Source organism: Monashia sp. NPDC004114 (assembly GCF_053603855.1).
In genome coordinates this window covers 244594-260801 of record NZ_JBSGGK010000005.1, presented here as the reverse complement: position 1 = coordinate 260801, position 16208 = coordinate 244594, and the positions used below count along the sequence as shown (strand labels likewise).

Genomic DNA, 16208 nt, shown 5'->3' with positions numbered 1-16208 from the left:
GTGCCTCGCTCCTCCCTGTTGGAGGGACCTTCGGTCGGGGCACGCCGTCGCTCGTGCCTCGCTCCTCCCTGTTGGAGGGACCTTCGGTCGGGGCACGCCGTCGCTCGTGCCTCGCTCCTCCCTGTTGGAGGGACCTTCGGTCGGGGCAACAGGATTTGAACCTGCGACCTTCCGCTCCCAAAGCGGACGCGCTACCAAACTGCGCCATGCCCCGTCGTGTGACGTGCGCCCGAGGTGCACCGCACGAAGAGACCCGCGGGCGGGTCGATTTCGGCGGTCGGACGCGAACCAGTAGGCTAGCGCCTCGGATCGCCGGTCGTGCACAGATATCTGCGCACACGACCGGAGGCCTGCGGGCGTAGCTCAATGGTAGAGCCTCAGTCTTCCAAACTGATTACGCGAGTTCGATTCTCGTCGCCCGCTCCGATGTCTGAGCACGGCGGAGCGCCTTGGCGCGACCCACGTACACATCACGTACGCATCTGGGGTCGCCTGACGGCGCGTCGGGGAAGACCTCTGTCGACATCGCACGCATGGTGGCGCGTCTCGGCAGGCGAGGGCGGCGGCGCCCAGCGGCGTTTACGCCCTCGGCCCGAGCGGTCGACGGTGACCGATCGGAGGTCCGGACACCGAGATGGAGGGCGTGGTGAAGAACAAGACGATACGTGTTCGCGGTGGCGCGTGGGGTCCGCCAGCATTCCCTCTCCGGCGCGACATTGCGCCGGAGACGCCGAGCGGCACTGGGCGGCGCCGTAGCCGTCGGTCTGGTCGCGGCTAGCACGCTGACCGTCCCCGCGGCACAGGCAGCCACGAGCACACTGCACGTCACGCTCGGCGTCGCCGCTGGACACGCGGGCGACGCGGTCGTCAAGCAGACCAATCGCACCGACGGCTACACCATAGCTTCAGCGGTCAAGGGCAACGTCGAGGTCCGCACCAGCGCCCCGACCGGGTCGACTTCCGACGTGACCACCATCTCGACCGACGACGGCAAGTCCGGTTCGGTCCTGTCGACGGTGACCACCCCAGACACCAAGCTCAGTGGCGTGGACCGATGAAGGTCATCGCCGAGAACAAGCGCCTGGGCCGGTCCGTGATCACCGAGGTGATGGCCATGGGCAGCTCGTACGAGGACGCGGTCCGCGACTTCGGTTCGATGCTGGCCCCCGTGGAGATCCCGACGAAGGCAGCGGCCGAACGCACCGTCGCGATCACCCTCGCAAAGGCGACCGCCGGCCCACGACGATGCAGCTGTCCGCGACTCCCACCGCGACCGCGCCGACTGCCGATACCGACACCGGCACCTACTACGACACGGTGTGCAGGAACACCTACATCGACGGTGACGTGCACCAGAAGAGCTGCGACGTCTTCACCCACGGCTACGGCGTCCGTTGGGACGGGCTGTCGGGCTACTGGAAGGGCGTGGCCGGCATGGGCAGCGTCAGCAGCCCGCCCGGCGCACCAGTCTCCCGGTCGGTATCCCAGCACATGCACTGGAGCATCAAATGAGCACTGCTGGCCCCATCCGGCCAGGAACTGCCGCACATCCACCGCGGCTGTGCACACCCACGGCGCGCCTCGGCTGGGTCGTCGCAATCCCGGCCGTGCTCCTCGCCGGCGGACTCGCGGGGACCAACATGCGTGAGCCAAGCTCGTACGACACCGTGGTGATGCAGGTCCAGCCCGGCAAGCACGTCGTGTGCGTACCTGAGCACCCCGGAGCAGAGGTCGGCGTGTGTGGAGTCATCGTGACCAAACACCCCGACCTTGGACGCCCGACTGGCAGCTTGCCGAGCGACCGAGAGTACGCGAAGAGTGCGCGCCCCCGGTCGAGCCGGCACAGCGACACGGCCTGAGGGTTTGAGCCTCTCCCAGCTGCCGCGCATTCACACCTCTCCCGAGGCGAGGCGGCGGGAAGGTGGGCTGGATCTGGTGTGCCCGAGGTTTTCCGGACGTCGCCGCCGGTCACCTGATCGGGGTGAGGCAGCCGACCGCCGCGGACGCGAAGACTCTGAGGCTCGGGGGACTCATCGCCATGACGGGGGCGACGACCCGCCACACGAGCAGACGACGGCGCTTCGGAGGAACGACGATGGCTGACACGGTGAGCAGCGCAAGCGCGGACGACATGGAACGGAGCCTGCAGGCCGTGAGCACGCCGAGCCGGGTCTCGACACCGCTCGGCGAGTACGAGCTCTTCGACGGGGTGCCGACGGACGACTCCGTCGAGAAGCTCTATGACTCGCTCGACTTCATGCGCGCTGTCGAAGTGTTCCTCAACACGGTGCCCGGTGCGTCCCTCGTCGCGATGAGGCGCGGCTTCCGGAGCATCGGGCTCACCGAGCCGAGGCAGCTGGCGTACACCGACCCCCGAGCCAACTCGGGCGCCCTGTTCCTCACCCCGAACACCGAGACGACCTACGGGACGATGTTCATCGACCTCCGCTCCGGGCCGGTCGTGATCGAGCCGCCCAAGGAGTCGCTGTGCGTGGTCGACGACTTCTGGTTCCGCTATGTCGCGGACATGGGGATCGCCGGCCCTGACCGAGGCGAAGGGGGCCGGTACCTGTTCCTGCCCCCGGGCTATGACGGCGAGGTTCCGGAGGGGTACTTCGTCTACCGGACGCCGACCTTCACCAACTGGGTGGTGTTCCGCGCCCTCGGTGGTGTGCCCGCCCTGAAGCAGACCAGGGTGTACGCCCTGGCGGAGGCCGACAACCCACCCGCCATGGACTACGTCAACGTCGCGGACCTTCAGTTCAACACGGTGCACGCCAACGACATCTCGTTCTTCGAGGAGGTCGACGAGCTGGTGCAGGAGGAGCCGGTCGAGTCTCTGGACCCGGAGCGGGCGGGACAGCTCGCCGCAATCGGGATCGTCCACGGGCAGCCCTTCGCCCCGGACGACCGGCGGCGGGAGCTCCTCGAGCAGGCAGCCCGTGCGGGCGCGGCGATCAGCCGGGCCCTCGTCTACGCGCCGCGTGACCCAGCGGCATACCTCTACGAGGGCTCGCGCTGGCTGCAGGCGTTCGTCGGCGGCAGCTACGAGTTCATGCGTGACGGCGCGCGGCTCCTCGACGCGCGCACCCAGTTCCACTACTTCGCGACGGTGATCACGCCCGCCATGGCGCACGCGCAGGTGGGCGCTGGCTCCGCCTACGCGTACCTCGTTCACGACGCCGAAGGCGCCGTCCTCGACGGGAGCCACACATACCGCCTCACCCTCCCGCCGAACCCGCCCGCGAAGAACTTCTGGTCCGTCGACGTCTACGACACCCAGACGCGCTCCCTGCTCCAGACCGAAAACCCGTACCCGAGCGTGATGAGCCTGAGCGGCACGGTGGCCAGCGAGGACGACGGATCGGTCCATCTGTGGTTCGGGCCGGAGGCTCCGGAGGGCAGGGAGGCGAACTGGATCCAGACGGTGCCCGGGAAGAGCTGGTTCCCGATGCTTCGGCTGTACGGGCCGCTGGAGCCGTGGTTCGACAAGACGTGGCGACCCTCTGAGCTGGAGCGCGTGGACTGACCGGAATCCAGTTGGCGCAGGCCGGGTCGACGCCTAGCGTGGGCCGAATGTTCCGCCCTGACCTGCAGGACGCCCTGCGCGACAAGGACTCGGTGCTGCGAGCCTTCGTCGCGCAGGACGGCAGCCTGAAGAGCATCCCGACGAAGATCCGCAAGCGGCTCGTCATCCTCGACCACGTCGCCCAGGAGTTCGAGCCGGGGGAGAGGTACGACGAGACGAGCGTCAACAACCTGCTGCGCCCCTATCACCCGGACGTCGCCGCGCTGCGCAGGTACCTCGTCGAGGAAGGGTTCCTCGACCGTGCCGACGGCGTCTACTGGCGCAGCGGCGGCACGGTCGAGTGACGACCCAGCGGGGGAGGACTCAGCCGGGGACGACTCAGCGGAAGCCGAGTGACTCGCTGAGGTAGCTCTCGGCGCCATCGGCCTCGAGGCCCTCCTCGACGGCCGCGGCGGTGCGTGGCGACGGCCACGCATGCACCCAGAACAGGGCGATGCCGCCGGGCAGCGCGATGATCAGCGGCAGCCACGAGTGCGGCAGGAACGCGAACGACGCCGCGAACGCCACGAGAACCGGTGCCTCGGACAGCGCGCTGCGCAGGGTCGTGGTCGAGGTGAAGAAGCGAAGGCTGGTCGTCTCGGCGTTCTCGCGAGGCAGTCCGAGGGGGAGGGCCGGCACCGAATAGCCCACGGCCCGGATGGCCATCGCCGACCCGACGAGCGTCACCAGCACGAGGGCGACCGCCCATGGGGAGGGCATCGGCGCGGTCGGGTCCACCAGGATCCGCACAGCCGACAGCATGATGGCCCCCATACCGACGATGCCGCTGATCATCTGGATGGGGCGCAGCGCGGCCCGTTCGGGCGACGAGTTGGGGGTCAGCCACTGGCTCATGGCCACCGAGCATAGGGCCGCCGGGGCGACGCCCATTTAGCCTGCGGGCGCGCGGCCTATAGCATGGTGCGTCGGTCCGTCAATGTCCCGCCGACCATCAGGTCGGCACCCCATCCCAAATGGAGTAACCCGCAGTGAAGAGCGCGCTCGAGACCCTCAGCCCGACCCGGGTCAAGATGACCGTCGAGGTCCCGTTCGAGGAGCTCAAGCCGAGCCTCGATGCGGCGATCAAGCACATCGGCGAGCACATCCAGGTGCCTGGCTTCCGCAAGGGCAAGGTCCCTGCCCGCATCATCGAGCAGCGTGTCGGCCGCGCCGCCGTGCTCGAGGAGGCCGTGAACAACGCCCTGCCCGACTTCTACGGCCAGGCCCTGGAGGCCAACGCCGTGCGTCCGCTCGGCCAGCCGGAGATCACCGACCTGCAGGTGCCCTCGAGCGACGGTGACGACTTCAGCTTCACCGCCGAGGTCGACACGCGCCCCGAGATCGACCTGCCCGACTTCTCCGACATCGAGCTGACCGTCGACGAGGCCACCGTCGCCGACGAGGACGTCACCGCCCGCCTCGACGACCTGCGCGCCCGCTTCGGCACCCTCAAGGGCGTCGACCGTGCGGTTCAGGACGGCGACTTCGTCTCCATCGACCTGGCCGCCGCGATCGACGGCGAGGAGATCGACGCCGTCAAGGGCGTCTCCTACGAGGTCGGCAGCAAGAACATGCTCGAGGGCCTCGACGAGGCGCTGGTCGGCATGAGCGCCGACGAGACCAAGACCTTCACGGCACCGCTGGCCGGTGGCGACCGCGAGGGCCAGGACGCCGAGTGCGTCGTTACGGTGACCGCCGTCAAGGAGCGTGAGCTGCCCGAGCTGGACGACGAGTTCGCCCAGCTGGCCTCCGAGTTCGACACCCTGGAGGACCTCAAGGCGGACCTCGTGAAGAAGGCCGAGATCGACGCCAAGTTCGCTCAGGGCGTCGCCGCTCGCGACCAGCTCCTCGAGGCGATCCTCGACAAGGTCGAGGTGCCGATCCCCGAGGGCATCGTCGAGGCCGAGGTCCACTCCCACCTCGAGGGCGAGGGCCGCCTGGAGGACGACGAGCACCGCGCCGAGGTCGACGAGAGCACCCGCAAGGGCCTCAAGACCCAGCTGCTGCTCGACGCGATCGCCGAGAAGGAGGAGGTCCAGGTCCAGCAGGCCGAGCTCATCGAGTTCCTCGTCATGAGCTCGCAGCAGTACGGCATGGACCCCAACGCCTTCGCCCAGCAGATCGACAAGGACGGCCAGATCCCCGCCATGGTGGCCGAGGTCGCCCGCCGCAAGGCGCTTGCCACGGTCCTCGAGAAGGTGTCGGTCAAGGACACGGCGGGCAACGTCGTCGACCTCAACGAGGCTGTCCCCGGCACCGAGGGTGACGACGAGCTCATCGCCCAGCTGGCCGACCAGGCCGGGGCGTCCCAGGCAGCCGACGAGGCCGACGAGGCCCCGCAGAAGGCCGACGCCTGACCTGATCACGCTGTATGCCGGGTGGCCGGTCCGGAGCTTGTCTCTGGACCGGCCACTGGTGTGCCGGGGCGGGTTCGGTGGTGACTTCGGGCCCTGACGGGGTACGAGTCGGATGGCCGTCGGCACCTGGCGGACCGGGCCGATCCGGCCCTGACACCGTGTGAGGAGCACCGATGACGAGCTTCGACGACCTGACCGACTCGAGCCCCGAGGGACCGGTCGGCGTCCCTGAAGAGCTGACGGAGGACTCGACCACCGAGGCGCGTGACCCGCGAGAGGACGCCGAGCGCGGCAACCTCGATGGCAGCACGGCCCACGACGACACGAGGGCCGACAACCTCGACGCGTCGCGGCAGGCCGTGCGCGACCCGTCGAGCGCCGGGCCGCACGAGAGCGACCTCGGGTCCGATCGTGCCTACGACCCGCAGTCGGCCGACGCCGGCGAGTCGGGCCAGGACAACGGACGCAACGAGTAGCTGCGCAGTCTCGCAGACCACCACCGACACCGGTCCCCCAGAGGGAGACCGGTCGGGCACGAAGGGCACCGTGCCCGGGACCCCGCCGGACGGCATACCGGAACGGGGGAGAGAGAGTGGAGCAAGCTCTCCGACTCCCCGTCCCGACTCCGCCCGGCGGGGTCCTTGCGTCGCCCCGGCTCAGGTTTGTGCGCTCACGGCGAACACGACGCGGTTCGGGAAATCTGGTCCCCACACCGGGCGTTAGGGTCAGTGACGAGCCAGCCGGCGACTCCCGACCCACAGCGGAGACCCGTGCGGCTGGACCACTTCGACGATGGAGACTTTGGTGATTTCGGAGACCTCCGCCAACGGCAACGGCGCACCTGGTGGTCTGGACGACCACATCTACAACCGTCTGCTCAAGGAACGGATCATCTTCCTCGGCTCCGACGTGCGTGACGACAACGCGAACGCCATCTGCGCTCAGCTGCTTCTGCTGTCCGCCGAGGACCCGGAGAAGGACATCTGGCTCTACATCAACAGCCCTGGTGGCTCGATCTCGGCCGGAATGGCGATCTACGACACCATGAACTGGATCCCCAACGATGTCGCCACGGTCGCGATGGGCATGGCTGCCTCGATGGGCCAGTTCCTCCTGTCGGCGGGCACCCAGGGCAAGCGCTACGCGACGCCTCATGCGCGCGTCATGATGCACCAGCCGTCCGGCGGCATCGGCGGCACCGCGACCGACATCAAGATCCAGGCCGAGCAGATGCTCTACGTCAAGAACCAGATGGCAGAGCTGATCGCCGAGCACACCGGCCAGTCGATCGAGCAGATCACCAAGGACTCCGACCGCGACCGCTGGTTCAGCGCCGAGGAGGCCAAGGTGTACGGCTTCGTCGACCACGTCTTCACGCGCTCCGACCAGGCGGTCGAGGGCACTGGTGTCGGCAGTGCCGACGCCAAGGGCGACAAGTGACCACGGCGGCCTGACCAGGAGTTTGGAGACCCACCCATGATGATCGAACCCACCAGCCGGCTCGCTGTCCCGCAGCCCTCGAGCCGCTACATCCTGCCTCAGTTCGAGGAGCGCACCTCCTACGGCATGAAGCGCTCGGACCCGTACAACAAGCTGTTCGAGGACCGCATCATCTTCCTCGGCGTACAGGTCGACGACGCGTCCGCCGACGACATCATCGCCCAGCTGCTCGTGCTCGAGTCGCTGGACCCCGACCGCGACATCCTCATGTACATCAACAGCCCCGGCGGCTCGTTCACGGCGATGACGGCGATCTACGACACGATGCAGTTCGTGCGCCCCGACATCCAGACGTTCTGCATCGGCCAGGCGGCGTCAGCCGCTGCCGTGCTGCTCGGTGCCGGCGCACCCGGCAAGCGCTTCGCGCTGCCGAACTCCCGCATCCTCATCCACCAGCCGGCCCTCTCCGGCGGTGACTACGGCCAGGCCTCCGACATCGAGATCCAGGCCAACGAGGTGCTGCGCATGCGCACCTGGCTCGAGGAGACCATCGCGAGCCACACCGGCCGCACGGCCGACCAGGTCCGTGAGGACATCGAGCGCGACAAGATCCTCTCGGCCGAGGACTCCAGGGAGTACGGCCTCATCGACGAGGTGCTCGCCTCGCGCAAGGCCTCGCTCGAGGTCTGAGCCACCGCAGCAGTTGCTTCGATGGAGGGTCGGGTTCCGCGGGGACCCGGCCCTCCGGCATACCGCCGCTAGGGTGTGGGCATGGCCAGCGCACAGTTCGAATCGGCGGTCGAGGCGGTCAAGGGCCTCACCGATGACCCGGGCAACGACGTCAAGCTCCGCCTGTACGCGCTCTACAAGCAGGCGACCGAGGGTGACGTCGCCGGATCGCGGCCGGGAATGATGAACCCCGTTGGGCGCGCCAAGTACGACGCCTGGGCGAAGCTGTCGGGCACGTCGACTGATGCGGCCGAGGAACAGTACGTCGCGATCGTGTCGGACCTCACCGCCGGCTGAGGTTCGCAACGACTGACTAGTTGGCCGGCTGTGGTGGCCCCCGAGCGATGCGGGCCACAACAAGGCGACAGGTGGTCGTATGTGGTGACGGCAGGGCTGTGGATAGCGACGGCGGCAACACTCTGGTGTCGGCCAGCATCGCGCCATGGTTGTTTTCAGTCCCCGCCCATTCCGCGTACAGGTCCGCGTCGACTCCACCGGACGGCGCGAGCTCGTGCCGCCCGAAGGCCTGACGCCGTGGGACCTGCGATCGAGTCGCTTCCGCCGCCTCTTCCGCGGGGTCTACATCAGCGCCGCGGCCGCAGTAACACCATTGATCAAGGCCGAAGCCGCCCTGCTCGTCGCCGGGGCGGACGCCCTCGCCTCACACCAGTCCGCGGCGCGTATCTGGGGCGGGATTGTCCCGGACGACGGGCTGGCCCATGTCACATGCGACCGGCGGATCAGGATCCAGGGCCTCAAGTCGCACCGGAGAAGGTCGGCGCAGCTCGGCACCACCCTGCGGGGTGTGAGGGTCACGACGCCGGCATCGACCTTCGTGGACCTGAGCGACGAGCTTGGTCTCGTCGACCTCGTCGTCCTCGGTGACTCGCTGGTCAAGGCCAGGCACATCACGCCCGGGCAGCTCGTGGACGCGGCTGCGGCATTCGATGGACGGTCGCGGCGCCTGGCGCGGCGAGCGGCCGATCTCGTCCGGGCCGATGTCGACTCACCGATGGAGACGCGCCTGCGCCTGCTCATGGTGCTCGCCGGGCTGCCAGAGCCATCGGTGAACCATCTGGTCAGGTGGCCGGACGGGCGGGTCCGCTACCGGTTCGACCTCTGCTTTCCCGACTGCCGGCTCGCTGTCGAGTACGACGGGCGCCAGCATGCGGAGTCGAACGTCCAGTGGGGAGTCGACATCGACCGACGTGAGTGGATGGACACCAACCGGTGGCGCCTGGTGGTCGTGCGCTCCAAGGACATCTTCCGGACGCCGGCCCGTACGCTGAGCCGCGTCACCGGAGCGATGCGCGACCAGGGCATGCGTGTCCCACGGCTGTCGGACGAGTGGCGACTGCACTTTCCGAGCCTGCCCGACGACATCGCCGTGCCGCGGTGACGCGGCCCCACCACAATCGGCCACTTGGTCGAGTGTCGTGGTGTGAGCTGGCTCAGGGCCACGACAGTTGACCGAGTGGTCGGAAGTTGCGGCTTAGGGTGGGTTTATGGATGCGGCGGTCGGCTTCGGGCCGCAGGTGTGGTCACCCGCGTGGATCGTGCTCGTCATGCTCGTCGCGCTCGTCGTGCTGGTTGTCGGAGGCCTCGCGCTGGCAGTCCTTCTGGGCCTCTGGTCCGGCCGCTCCGGCGCGCGGGACGAGCGCCAGAAGGCCCCTGACCAGCAGTGATTCGCTGGAACACGGTTCAAGTGACACCCGCGTCGTTTGTCAGCCATGAGCGGACAAACCGGCGTTGCGCGAGCGGTGGCGGGGCCGTCCGTCGTCTAATAGGAAGCGGCCCCCAGGTTGGGGCTCGAGCCGAACGCACCCCAGCGCTCGCTCGACGACGGACCAGGAGCTGATCGGTGGCACGCATCGGAGAAGGCGGAGACCTCCTCAAGTGCTCGTTCTGCGGAAAGAGCCAGAAGCAGGTCAAGAAGCTCATCGCCGGTCCGGGCGTCTACATCTGCGACGAGTGCATCGACCTGTGCAACGAGATCATCGAGGAGGAGCTCGCCGAGAGCAGCGAGCTGGGCCTTGACCACCTGCCGAAGCCGCGGGAGATCTTCGAGTTCCTCGAGAACTACGTCGTCGGGCAGGACACGGCGAAGAAGTCCCTCGCCGTCGCCGTCTACAACCACTACAAGCGCATCCAGGCGGGCGAGGGCCCCAAGCGCGACGACGAGCACGTCGACATCGCGAAGTCCAACATCCTGCTCATCGGCCCGACCGGCTCGGGCAAGACCTACCTGGCCCAGACCCTGGCGAAGATGCTCAACGTCCCGTTCGCGATCGCCGATGCGACGGCGTTGACCGAGGCAGGCTATGTCGGCGAGGACGTCGAGAACATCCTGCTGAAGCTCATCCAGGCTGCCGACTACGACGTCAAGAAGGCCGAGACCGGGATCATCTACATCGACGAGGTCGACAAGATCGCCCGCAAGAGCGAGAACCCGTCGATCACGCGTGACGTCTCCGGCGAGGGCGTGCAGCAGGCGCTGTTGAAGATCCTCGAGGGCACCACTGCGTCGGTGCCGCCACAGGGTGGGCGCAAGCACCCGCACCAGGAGTTCATCCAGATCGACACGACGAACGTCTTGTTCATCGTCGGTGGGGCGTTCGCCGGGCTCGAGAAGATCATCGAGTCACGCTCCGGGCGCAAAGGCCTCGGCTTCGGTGCCGCGCTGCACAGTCCCAAGGACCTCGCCGACACCTTCGCCGACGTCATGCCCGAGGACCTGCTGAAGTTCGGTCTGATCCCCGAGTTCATCGGCCGGCTCCCGGTCATCACGACGCTCGCCCCGCTGGACCAGCAGGCCCTGGTCAACATCCTCACGACGCCGCGCAACGCGCTCGTGAAGCAGTACCAGAAGATGTTCCAGATCGACGGCGTCGAGCTCGAGTTCACCGACGACGCCCTCGAGTCGGTGGCCGACCAGGCCCTGCTGCGTGGCACCGGTGCTCGCGGTCTGCGGGCGATCATGGAGGAGGTCCTGCTCCCCGTGATGTTCGATGTGCCGAGCGACGACGAGATCGCCCGGGTCGTGGTCACCCGCGAGGTCGTCCTCGACAACGTCAACCCCACCATCGTGCGCCGCGAGGCCGAGCCTCGTCCCAAGCGGCAGCGCAAGGAATCCGCCTGATCCAGCCAGATCCCGCCTGACGAGAGGCTGAGCCGTGGTCGCGCCCTTCGTTCTCCGGGCCGGTGACGCCGCCCCGACCCAGCAGTCCCGCACCACGTGCGGCTCAGCGTCCCTGACGATCGCCCGGATGCTCGTCAATGCGCAGTTCGCCGAGTGGATCCGTGACGGTGTGGACAAGGACGCCCGCGACGGCGACGTCCCCGATGCCGGCACCGAGACCCAGCGGTTCGCGGCATACGAGCAGGTCGTCGCTCGTCGCACCAACGGCGTCGTCGGCGCCGGCGGTCGACTCCAGCTGCCGTGGCCCCGCGCCCTCGGGACGCCCCCGTGGGGAGCCCTGCACGAGCTCGAGTTCGGCGCCGCGGACCCATCGGCCGACTACGACGTGGCGTGGTTCCGGTTCGGCTCCAGCGGCGCACTCGACGCGACGTATGCCGCCCTCCGCACCCGGGTGCGCGCCGGCCGTCCCGCACTCCTCTACATCGGCAACGCCTGGAGCCCGCGTCACGTCGTGCTGGTCATGCCCGCGACGGGTGCCCAGGAGCTGGACGTCTACGAGCCGTCGATCGGCCGCGTGGTCGACCTGCCGCACGACGCCTTCGTCGGTCGGCGCCTCCAGATGGCCGGCTGGGACGTGCCGTGGGCCGCGGTCTGGGACGGCTCTGCGGGCTGAGCCGACTGGCGGTGTGCCGCCAGGCGTTGCCGGCAGCACCGGCGCGGCCGGCCACTCGCGTGCGCTCGGCGGCCGCGCTAGTCGCCCGTCGCCGGCGGGTTCGACCTGACGAGCCACAGGCCGAGCGCCAGACCGAGCAGCCCGATGACGAAGGCGACCGGGCCGATCGCGAGGTCGCGGTCTCGCACCGCCCCGACCAGCAGCGCGACCGGTATCGCCGCGGCATACGCGATGCCCGTATGCCGTGCCCACCGCAGGAGCGCCTCGCGCGCGACCTGCCCCTCGGGCGGGGTCGTCGCGGACAGCGCGCTGGCCGCATGGCCGAGGGCGACACCGGTCGCACCGAGCAGTGACCACCACGAGAAGGCGCCGGTGGGGGACAGGTAGAACCAGATCGTCACGAGCAGACCCCAGAGCACCAGGGGCACCGCGGACCCCGCCCAGGACATCGTCAGCAGGGGGACGGCGGCGAGGGCCCAGATGATGCCGTCGAAGCCTCCCGTGGCCTGGCCCATCGCGATGAGAAACAGCACGACAGCGAGAATCTGCGCGCTGGTGAGGGCGAGCTGGCTCAGGGACCACTCGGGTCCCGCGCCGAAGTGGAAGGTCCATACGCGCCTCGGTCGGGTCGGGGTGTCACTCATCGGCTCACCGCCTCGACATTCGTGGCGCGGAGGCACGGCGCGCGATGTCACGCAGCACCTGGTCGAGCGATCCCGGGCCGCGCCACGGGACGACCGGCACTCCGCGCAGCCGCAAGCTGTTGACCTGGGCATCCCGGGACAGCAGCCGGATCCGCCAGGCGAGCGACTCGTAGAGGTTGGTCGCCGAATCCGTCAGGTGCTCAGGGAAGGTGTCCACGACGACGACGGTCATGCCGCGCGCCGCGAGTGTGTGCGCGAGCGAGACGAGTGTGGGCTCCACGAGCGGGGACAGCACGAGGCACAGGGCCATCGGGTCGACGCCGCGGATGGCGTTCTCACCCGTGTCGCGCCGCTCGGTGGCAGGCGTGATGCTCGCCAGCGTCTCGAGGACCCGTCGAAGGTGGTTCGTGCCGGAGCCCATCCCGAGTGTGGGGACGTTCGCCGCGCCGACCGTGCGCAGGGTCAGCCGGTCGTTGCTGCGCAGGAAGTGCTCGCTGATCGCACCGGCGGCCCGCACGGTCACGTCCAGGCTCGTCGGTCGCCCGTCGACGCCCTCCCGAGGGCCGAGGTCGCTGAACGCATCGACCAGCAGGAAGACGTGGGCGTCCTCGTCGGTGAACGTCGAGGTGACGTGGAGCTCGCCCGTCCGGGTCGAGACCGGCCAGTGGATCCGACGCAGCCGGTCGCCGGGGTGGAAGCGCCGGATGGTGTTGAACTCGCTGCCCGTACCCGGACGGTTGGACCGGTTGAGCCCTACGATGCCGCGCGGGTGCGGGGTCGGGGCCTTGGCGTCGAAGTAGGAAGGGACGGGCAACGTCCCGCAATCCAGGTCGGGAAGGTCTGTCGGGCCGACACGGAACGCTCCCCAGGAGCTGGTCAGCGCCACACTGATGGTGCCGATCCGACGCCGACCCCAGCGAGTGCTGCGCAGGCCGATCCCGGCCCGCCCGTCGTCGAGGCTCACGATGCCGCTCGCGGGCTTGCGCTCGATCCACGGCACGCGGGCGAGCGTCACCACCCCGTGGACCTCGTGAAGCACCGGCTCGGTGCGAACGACGACGCCCGTCGCCTCACCTTCGCGCAGGGTCGGCGTGAGCAGCTCGGCCGTCGCGCTCACGTCGGCCTTCGGTCGGCCTATGTGGCCCCACACGGCGGCAACGACGAGCGGCGCGGTGAGGACCAGCAGGTCGGGCCGGCGGCCGAGCACGGCCGCCAGTGCCGCGGCAGCGGGGAGCAGGATTGCGCGCTGGTGTGCGGCGGTGGGCTCCCAGCCGCCGAGTCGGCGGGAGCTCGTCCGGAGCGGGCCCTGAGACACGGACGCTCAGCGATCCGTGGCCTGAGGCAGGTGCTCGCGTGCCGAGGGAGTGGCCACGGTGCGCAGCAGGCTGGCCACGACGGCGGCACCGCTGATGTTGCTCATCCACAGCTCCGGCTTGACCGTGATCCGGTGCGCGAGAACGGCCTTGGCCACGGCCTTGACGTCCTCGGGGACCACGTAGTCACGGCCGTCGATGACGGCATACGCCCGGGAGCACAGCAACAGCCCGAGCGCACCCCGGGGCGACGCCCCCATGAGCACGTCTCCGTGCGTGCGGGTAGCAGCAGTCAGGGCGACGCAGTAGCGCCCGATCGACTCGTCGACCACGGTTGCCTCGATCGCCGCCTGCATCTCGAGGAGCCGCTCGGCGGTGACGATCGGGCGCAGCTGCTGCTCCTCGCGCTGCCGCGCCATCCGGTTCGACAGGATCTCCCACTCCTCGTCGAGCGTCGGGTACCCGAAGGACACCCGCATGAGGAACCGGTCGAGCTGTGCCTCCGGGAGGGGGTACGTGCCCTCGTACTCGACCGGGTTCGCGGTCGCGAGCACATGGAAGGGTCGTGGCAGCTGGAACGTGTGTCCCTCGACGGTGACCTGCTTCTCCTGCATGGCCTCGAGCAGGGCTGCCTGCGTCTTCGGCGGCGTGCGGTTGATCTCGTCGGCGAGCAGCAGGCCGGCGAACAGCGGGCCGGCGCGGAACTCGAACTCGTGGCTGCGCTGGTCGTAGACGAAGGACCCTGTGATGTCGCCGGGCAGCAGGTCGGGCGTGAACTGGGCCCGCTTGAAGTCCAGGCCGAGCGTCTGCGCGAAGCTGCGTGCGGCGAGAGTCTTGCCGAGCCCGGGAAAGTCCTCGAGCAGGACGTGGCCGCCGGCCAGGATGCCGGCGAGGACCAGCGTCAGCGCGTCCCTCTTGCCGACCACGGCGTGGTCGACCTCGTCGAGGACGGCCTGGCTGAGGTCGCTCACCTGGCGGATTTCCATATGCGTCACCACTGCTCGATTCGTCGGAGGATCGCGTCAAGTCGGTCCGGCCGGTAGAGGTCCGGAGGCGGCAGGGTCACGAGGAACTCCCAGAGCTCGGGAGGCATGGCGCGCTGCGCCCACGTCGGCTCCTCCTCGGCGAGGATGCCGTGCTTGGCGAAGAGTCGCTCGCGAATGATGACCTGCAGCTGCACCTGCAGGTCGTGCACGAGCGGCTCGCGGCCCTCGGCCCGCGTGTTGGCTGCGTCGAGCCGCACGGCCAGGTTGGCCACCCGGAAGTCGTTGCCGCGGCCACTGCGGCCGAGCTCGCCGTCGACCAGTGGCCACGTCGTGACCTGCTGCGACGCGGTGTGGTCCATGGCGTGCCAGATGAGCACGGCGCCGGCGATCAGGATCGCGAGAAGCGCCGGCACGTCGGGAGCCAGGCCCAGGGCGAAGGTCGCCCCGACCGCCGCGAGCCAGACGATGAGCAGCCATCCGAGGCGGCGGCGCCAGGGTCGCAGGGACGCCCGGAGACTGGTGGTCGGGCCGGTCATCTCGGCTGCTCCTGGTCACGCAGCGGGTCGCGGACGTGGTCGGTCGGGCCCGCGGACTGGCCGGCGGCCACCCGGTCGAGATCGGCGTGCAGGACGTGCAGGTCGGCGATCGCGCGACGTCGGTGGTCCTCGCCGAGCGGATGGAGCGAGAAGCGAGCCTCGCGATAGAGGCCGGCGAGGTCGTCGATGCGCACCCGGTCGATGTCCCACGTCGCGAGGACCCGCTCCGTGTACTCGGTCGAGGTCTCGGCGGGGTGACGGGGGAGCCCGGTGGCCGCTGCGGACGTCTCGAGGTTGAGCCAGGCGGCCACGATCGCGTTGCGGGGGTCGCCCGTCTCGAGCAGCCGAATCCGCTCCTGCGCCGAGGCGAGCAGCTCCTCGGGCACCGGCGGCACGGCGAACCCGGGCTCGTCATGATGCGAGATCTTGGGCTTGCGAACGAGAGCCAGCAGCAGCTGAGCGATCACCAGGACCACGACCACGAAGATCAGCACGAGGACGACCTGCATGAGCAGGATGATGACCGGCGAGATCTCGGCGGGGCCGCCCGTGGCGCCCGTGGTCGTGGTCGTCGTCGGCGCGCTGGTCGGCGGCAGCGTGAAGGTGGGCAGGGCCGAGAACGTCTCCTGCGACCGGGGGCGTGTCAGGATCGCGATCGGTCGTCCGGATGCGGCGACGACCAAGGCCGCCATCACGACGGCACTAGCGGCGGTGACCGCGTAGAGCCCCCGTCTCGACATGCGGCAAACCCTATGTCAGCGGTGGGCTCCGTACCCGGCGGGGGCCGCGATCGTTGCCGTCCCGATAAGAACCTCCGGACGAA

The 16208-nt window shown here is 69.2% G+C and carries 20 protein-coding genes and 2 tRNA genes; 14 read left to right on the top strand and 8 right to left on the bottom strand.

Going from position 1 to position 16208, the window contains the following annotated elements; all coding sequences use genetic code 11:
- Positions 1-140: 140 nt before the first annotated feature.
- Positions 141-214, bottom strand: a tRNA-Pro gene (locus tag ACWEOW_RS09460).
- Between the two features lie 138 nt (positions 215-352).
- Between ACWEOW_RS09460 and ACWEOW_RS09455 the strand changes: the two genes are divergently transcribed.
- The 3 genes from ACWEOW_RS09455 to ACWEOW_RS09445 all read left to right on the top strand — a co-directional run bounded on the left by ACWEOW_RS09455 (position 353) and on the right by ACWEOW_RS09445 (position 1512).
- Positions 353-423: transfer RNA gene (locus tag ACWEOW_RS09455), tRNA-Gly, on the top strand.
- Between the two features lie 251 nt (positions 424-674).
- Complete coding sequence (locus tag ACWEOW_RS09450; protein WP_452268930.1) at positions 675-1058, top strand: hypothetical protein; 384 nt, start codon at positions 675-677, stop codon at positions 1056-1058.
- 187 nt (positions 1059-1245) lie between these two features.
- Positions 1246-1512 carry a hypothetical protein gene (locus tag ACWEOW_RS09445; protein WP_452268929.1) on the top strand — a complete coding sequence of 89 codons (267 nt, stop codon included), beginning with the start codon at positions 1246-1248 and terminating at the stop codon, positions 1510-1512.
- A 456-nt stretch (positions 1513-1968) separates the two neighbouring features.
- On the opposite strand, the gene ACWEOW_RS09440 is transcribed toward ACWEOW_RS09445, so the two are convergent.
- The gene (locus ACWEOW_RS09440) at positions 1969-2133 is read right to left on the bottom strand and encodes a hypothetical protein (protein ID WP_452268928.1); all 165 of its coding nucleotides are present in this window, start codon (positions 2131-2133) and stop codon (positions 1969-1971) included.
- Between the two features lie 19 nt (positions 2134-2152).
- On the opposite strand from ACWEOW_RS09440, the gene ACWEOW_RS09435 reads away from it, so the two are divergent.
- Together ACWEOW_RS09435 and ACWEOW_RS09430 are read left to right on the top strand one after the other, a co-directional pair.
- Positions 2153-3529, top strand: a complete 1377-nt coding sequence (locus ACWEOW_RS09435; RefSeq protein WP_452268927.1) for a DUF1254 domain-containing protein — start codon at positions 2153-2155, stop codon at positions 3527-3529.
- A 47-nt stretch (positions 3530-3576) separates the two neighbouring features.
- Positions 3577-3873 carry a DUF2087 domain-containing protein gene (locus ACWEOW_RS09430; protein WP_452268926.1) on the top strand — a complete coding sequence of 99 codons (297 nt, stop codon included), beginning with the start codon at positions 3577-3579 and terminating at the stop codon, positions 3871-3873.
- A 34-nt stretch (positions 3874-3907) separates the two neighbouring features.
- Here ACWEOW_RS09430 and ACWEOW_RS09425 read toward each other — a convergent pair whose 3' ends face one another.
- Positions 3908-4423, bottom strand: coding sequence for a hypothetical protein (locus ACWEOW_RS09425; protein WP_452268925.1), 516 nt, complete (start codon positions 4421-4423; stop codon positions 3908-3910).
- Between the two features lie 134 nt (positions 4424-4557).
- Here ACWEOW_RS09425 and tig point away from each other — a divergent pair, with 134 nt between their 5' ends.
- The 9 genes from tig to ACWEOW_RS09380 all read left to right on the top strand — a co-directional run bounded on the left by tig (position 4558) and on the right by ACWEOW_RS09380 (position 11906).
- Positions 4558-5925 (top strand): trigger factor, encoded by a 1368-nt coding sequence (tig, locus tag ACWEOW_RS09420; RefSeq protein WP_452268924.1) that lies wholly within the window; start codon positions 4558-4560, stop codon positions 5923-5925.
- A 173-nt stretch (positions 5926-6098) separates the two neighbouring features.
- Positions 6099-6401 (top strand): hypothetical protein, encoded by a 303-nt coding sequence (locus ACWEOW_RS09415; protein WP_452268923.1) that lies wholly within the window; start codon positions 6099-6101, stop codon positions 6399-6401.
- Positions 6402-6729: 328 nt separating this feature from the next.
- A complete protein-coding gene (locus ACWEOW_RS09410) occupies positions 6730-7365 on the top strand; it encodes an ATP-dependent Clp protease proteolytic subunit (protein WP_452268922.1) in 636 nt (211 codons plus the stop codon).
- A 36-nt stretch (positions 7366-7401) separates the two neighbouring features.
- Positions 7402-8055 carry an ATP-dependent Clp protease proteolytic subunit gene (locus ACWEOW_RS09405; protein ID WP_452268921.1) on the top strand — a complete coding sequence of 218 codons (654 nt, stop codon included), beginning with the start codon at positions 7402-7404 and terminating at the stop codon, positions 8053-8055.
- 81 nt (positions 8056-8136) lie between these two features.
- Positions 8137-8391: an acyl-CoA-binding protein gene (locus ACWEOW_RS09400; RefSeq protein WP_452268920.1), complete on the top strand. Its 255-nt coding sequence runs from the start codon at positions 8137-8139 to the stop codon at positions 8389-8391.
- A 145-nt stretch (positions 8392-8536) separates the two neighbouring features.
- A complete protein-coding gene (locus ACWEOW_RS09395) occupies positions 8537-9493 on the top strand; it encodes a hypothetical protein (protein WP_452268919.1) in 957 nt (318 codons plus the stop codon).
- 106 nt (positions 9494-9599) lie between these two features.
- Positions 9600-9779: a hypothetical protein gene (locus ACWEOW_RS09390; RefSeq protein WP_452268918.1), complete on the top strand. Its 180-nt coding sequence runs from the start codon at positions 9600-9602 to the stop codon at positions 9777-9779.
- A gap of 176 nt (positions 9780-9955) precedes the next feature.
- Positions 9956-11233, top strand: coding sequence for an ATP-dependent Clp protease ATP-binding subunit ClpX (gene clpX / locus ACWEOW_RS09385; RefSeq protein WP_452268917.1), 1278 nt, complete (start codon positions 9956-9958; stop codon positions 11231-11233).
- 34 nt (positions 11234-11267) lie between these two features.
- Positions 11268-11906, top strand: coding sequence for a hypothetical protein (locus ACWEOW_RS09380; RefSeq protein WP_452268916.1), 639 nt, complete (start codon positions 11268-11270; stop codon positions 11904-11906).
- Positions 11907-11983: 77 nt separating this feature from the next.
- On the opposite strand, the gene ACWEOW_RS09375 is transcribed toward ACWEOW_RS09380, so the two are convergent.
- The 5 genes from ACWEOW_RS09375 to ACWEOW_RS09355 are packed head-to-tail and all read right to left on the bottom strand — an operon-like array spanning position 11984 to position 16125.
- A complete protein-coding gene (locus tag ACWEOW_RS09375; protein WP_452268915.1) occupies positions 11984-12550 on the bottom strand; it encodes a hypothetical protein in 567 nt (188 codons plus the stop codon).
- Between the two features lie 4 nt (positions 12551-12554).
- The gene (locus ACWEOW_RS09370; protein ID WP_452268914.1) at positions 12555-13865 is read right to left on the bottom strand and encodes a DUF58 domain-containing protein; all 1311 of its coding nucleotides are present in this window, start codon (positions 13863-13865) and stop codon (positions 12555-12557) included.
- Between the two features lie 6 nt (positions 13866-13871).
- Positions 13872-14849, bottom strand: coding sequence for an AAA family ATPase (locus ACWEOW_RS09365; RefSeq protein WP_452268913.1), 978 nt, complete (start codon positions 14847-14849; stop codon positions 13872-13874).
- A gap of 5 nt (positions 14850-14854) precedes the next feature.
- Entirely contained in the window at positions 14855-15385 is a 531-nt protein-coding gene (locus tag ACWEOW_RS09360) for a hypothetical protein (protein WP_452268912.1), read from the bottom strand.
- Positions 15382-16125, bottom strand: coding sequence for a DUF4129 domain-containing protein (locus ACWEOW_RS09355; RefSeq protein WP_452268911.1), 744 nt, complete (start codon positions 16123-16125; stop codon positions 15382-15384). The genes ACWEOW_RS09360 and ACWEOW_RS09355 overlap by 4 nt, the downstream gene beginning before the upstream one ends.
- Positions 16126-16208: the final 83 nt, after the last annotated feature.

Coding starts and splice junctions, on each gene's coding strand:
- ACWEOW_RS09445 (WP_452268929.1), top strand. CDS start 1,246: ATGCAGCTGTCCGCGACTCCCACCGCGACCGCGCCGACTGCCGATACC.
- ACWEOW_RS09440 (WP_452268928.1), bottom strand. CDS start 2,133: ATGTCGTCCGCGCTTGCGCTGCTCACCGTGTCAGCCATCGTCGTTCCT.
- ACWEOW_RS09430 (WP_452268926.1), top strand. CDS start 3,577: ATGTTCCGCCCTGACCTGCAGGACGCCCTGCGCGACAAGGACTCGGTG.
- ACWEOW_RS09425 (WP_452268925.1), bottom strand. CDS start 4,423: ATGAGCCAGTGGCTGACCCCCAACTCGTCGCCCGAACGGGCCGCGCTG.
- ACWEOW_RS09415 (WP_452268923.1), top strand. CDS start 6,099: ATGACGAGCTTCGACGACCTGACCGACTCGAGCCCCGAGGGACCGGTC.
- ACWEOW_RS09405 (WP_452268921.1), top strand. CDS start 7,402: ATGATGATCGAACCCACCAGCCGGCTCGCTGTCCCGCAGCCCTCGAGC.
- ACWEOW_RS09400 (WP_452268920.1), top strand. CDS start 8,137: ATGGCCAGCGCACAGTTCGAATCGGCGGTCGAGGCGGTCAAGGGCCTC.
- ACWEOW_RS09395 (WP_452268919.1), top strand. CDS start 8,537: ATGGTTGTTTTCAGTCCCCGCCCATTCCGCGTACAGGTCCGCGTCGAC.
- ACWEOW_RS09390 (WP_452268918.1), top strand. CDS start 9,600: ATGGATGCGGCGGTCGGCTTCGGGCCGCAGGTGTGGTCACCCGCGTGG.
- ACWEOW_RS09375 (WP_452268915.1), bottom strand. CDS start 12,550: ATGAGTGACACCCCGACCCGACCGAGGCGCGTATGGACCTTCCACTTC.
- ACWEOW_RS09365 (WP_452268913.1), bottom strand. CDS start 14,849: ATGGAAATCCGCCAGGTGAGCGACCTCAGCCAGGCCGTCCTCGACGAG.
- ACWEOW_RS09360 (WP_452268912.1), bottom strand. CDS start 15,385: ATGACCGGCCCGACCACCAGTCTCCGGGCGTCCCTGCGACCCTGGCGC.
- ACWEOW_RS09355 (WP_452268911.1), bottom strand. CDS start 16,125: ATGTCGAGACGGGGGCTCTACGCGGTCACCGCCGCTAGTGCCGTCGTG.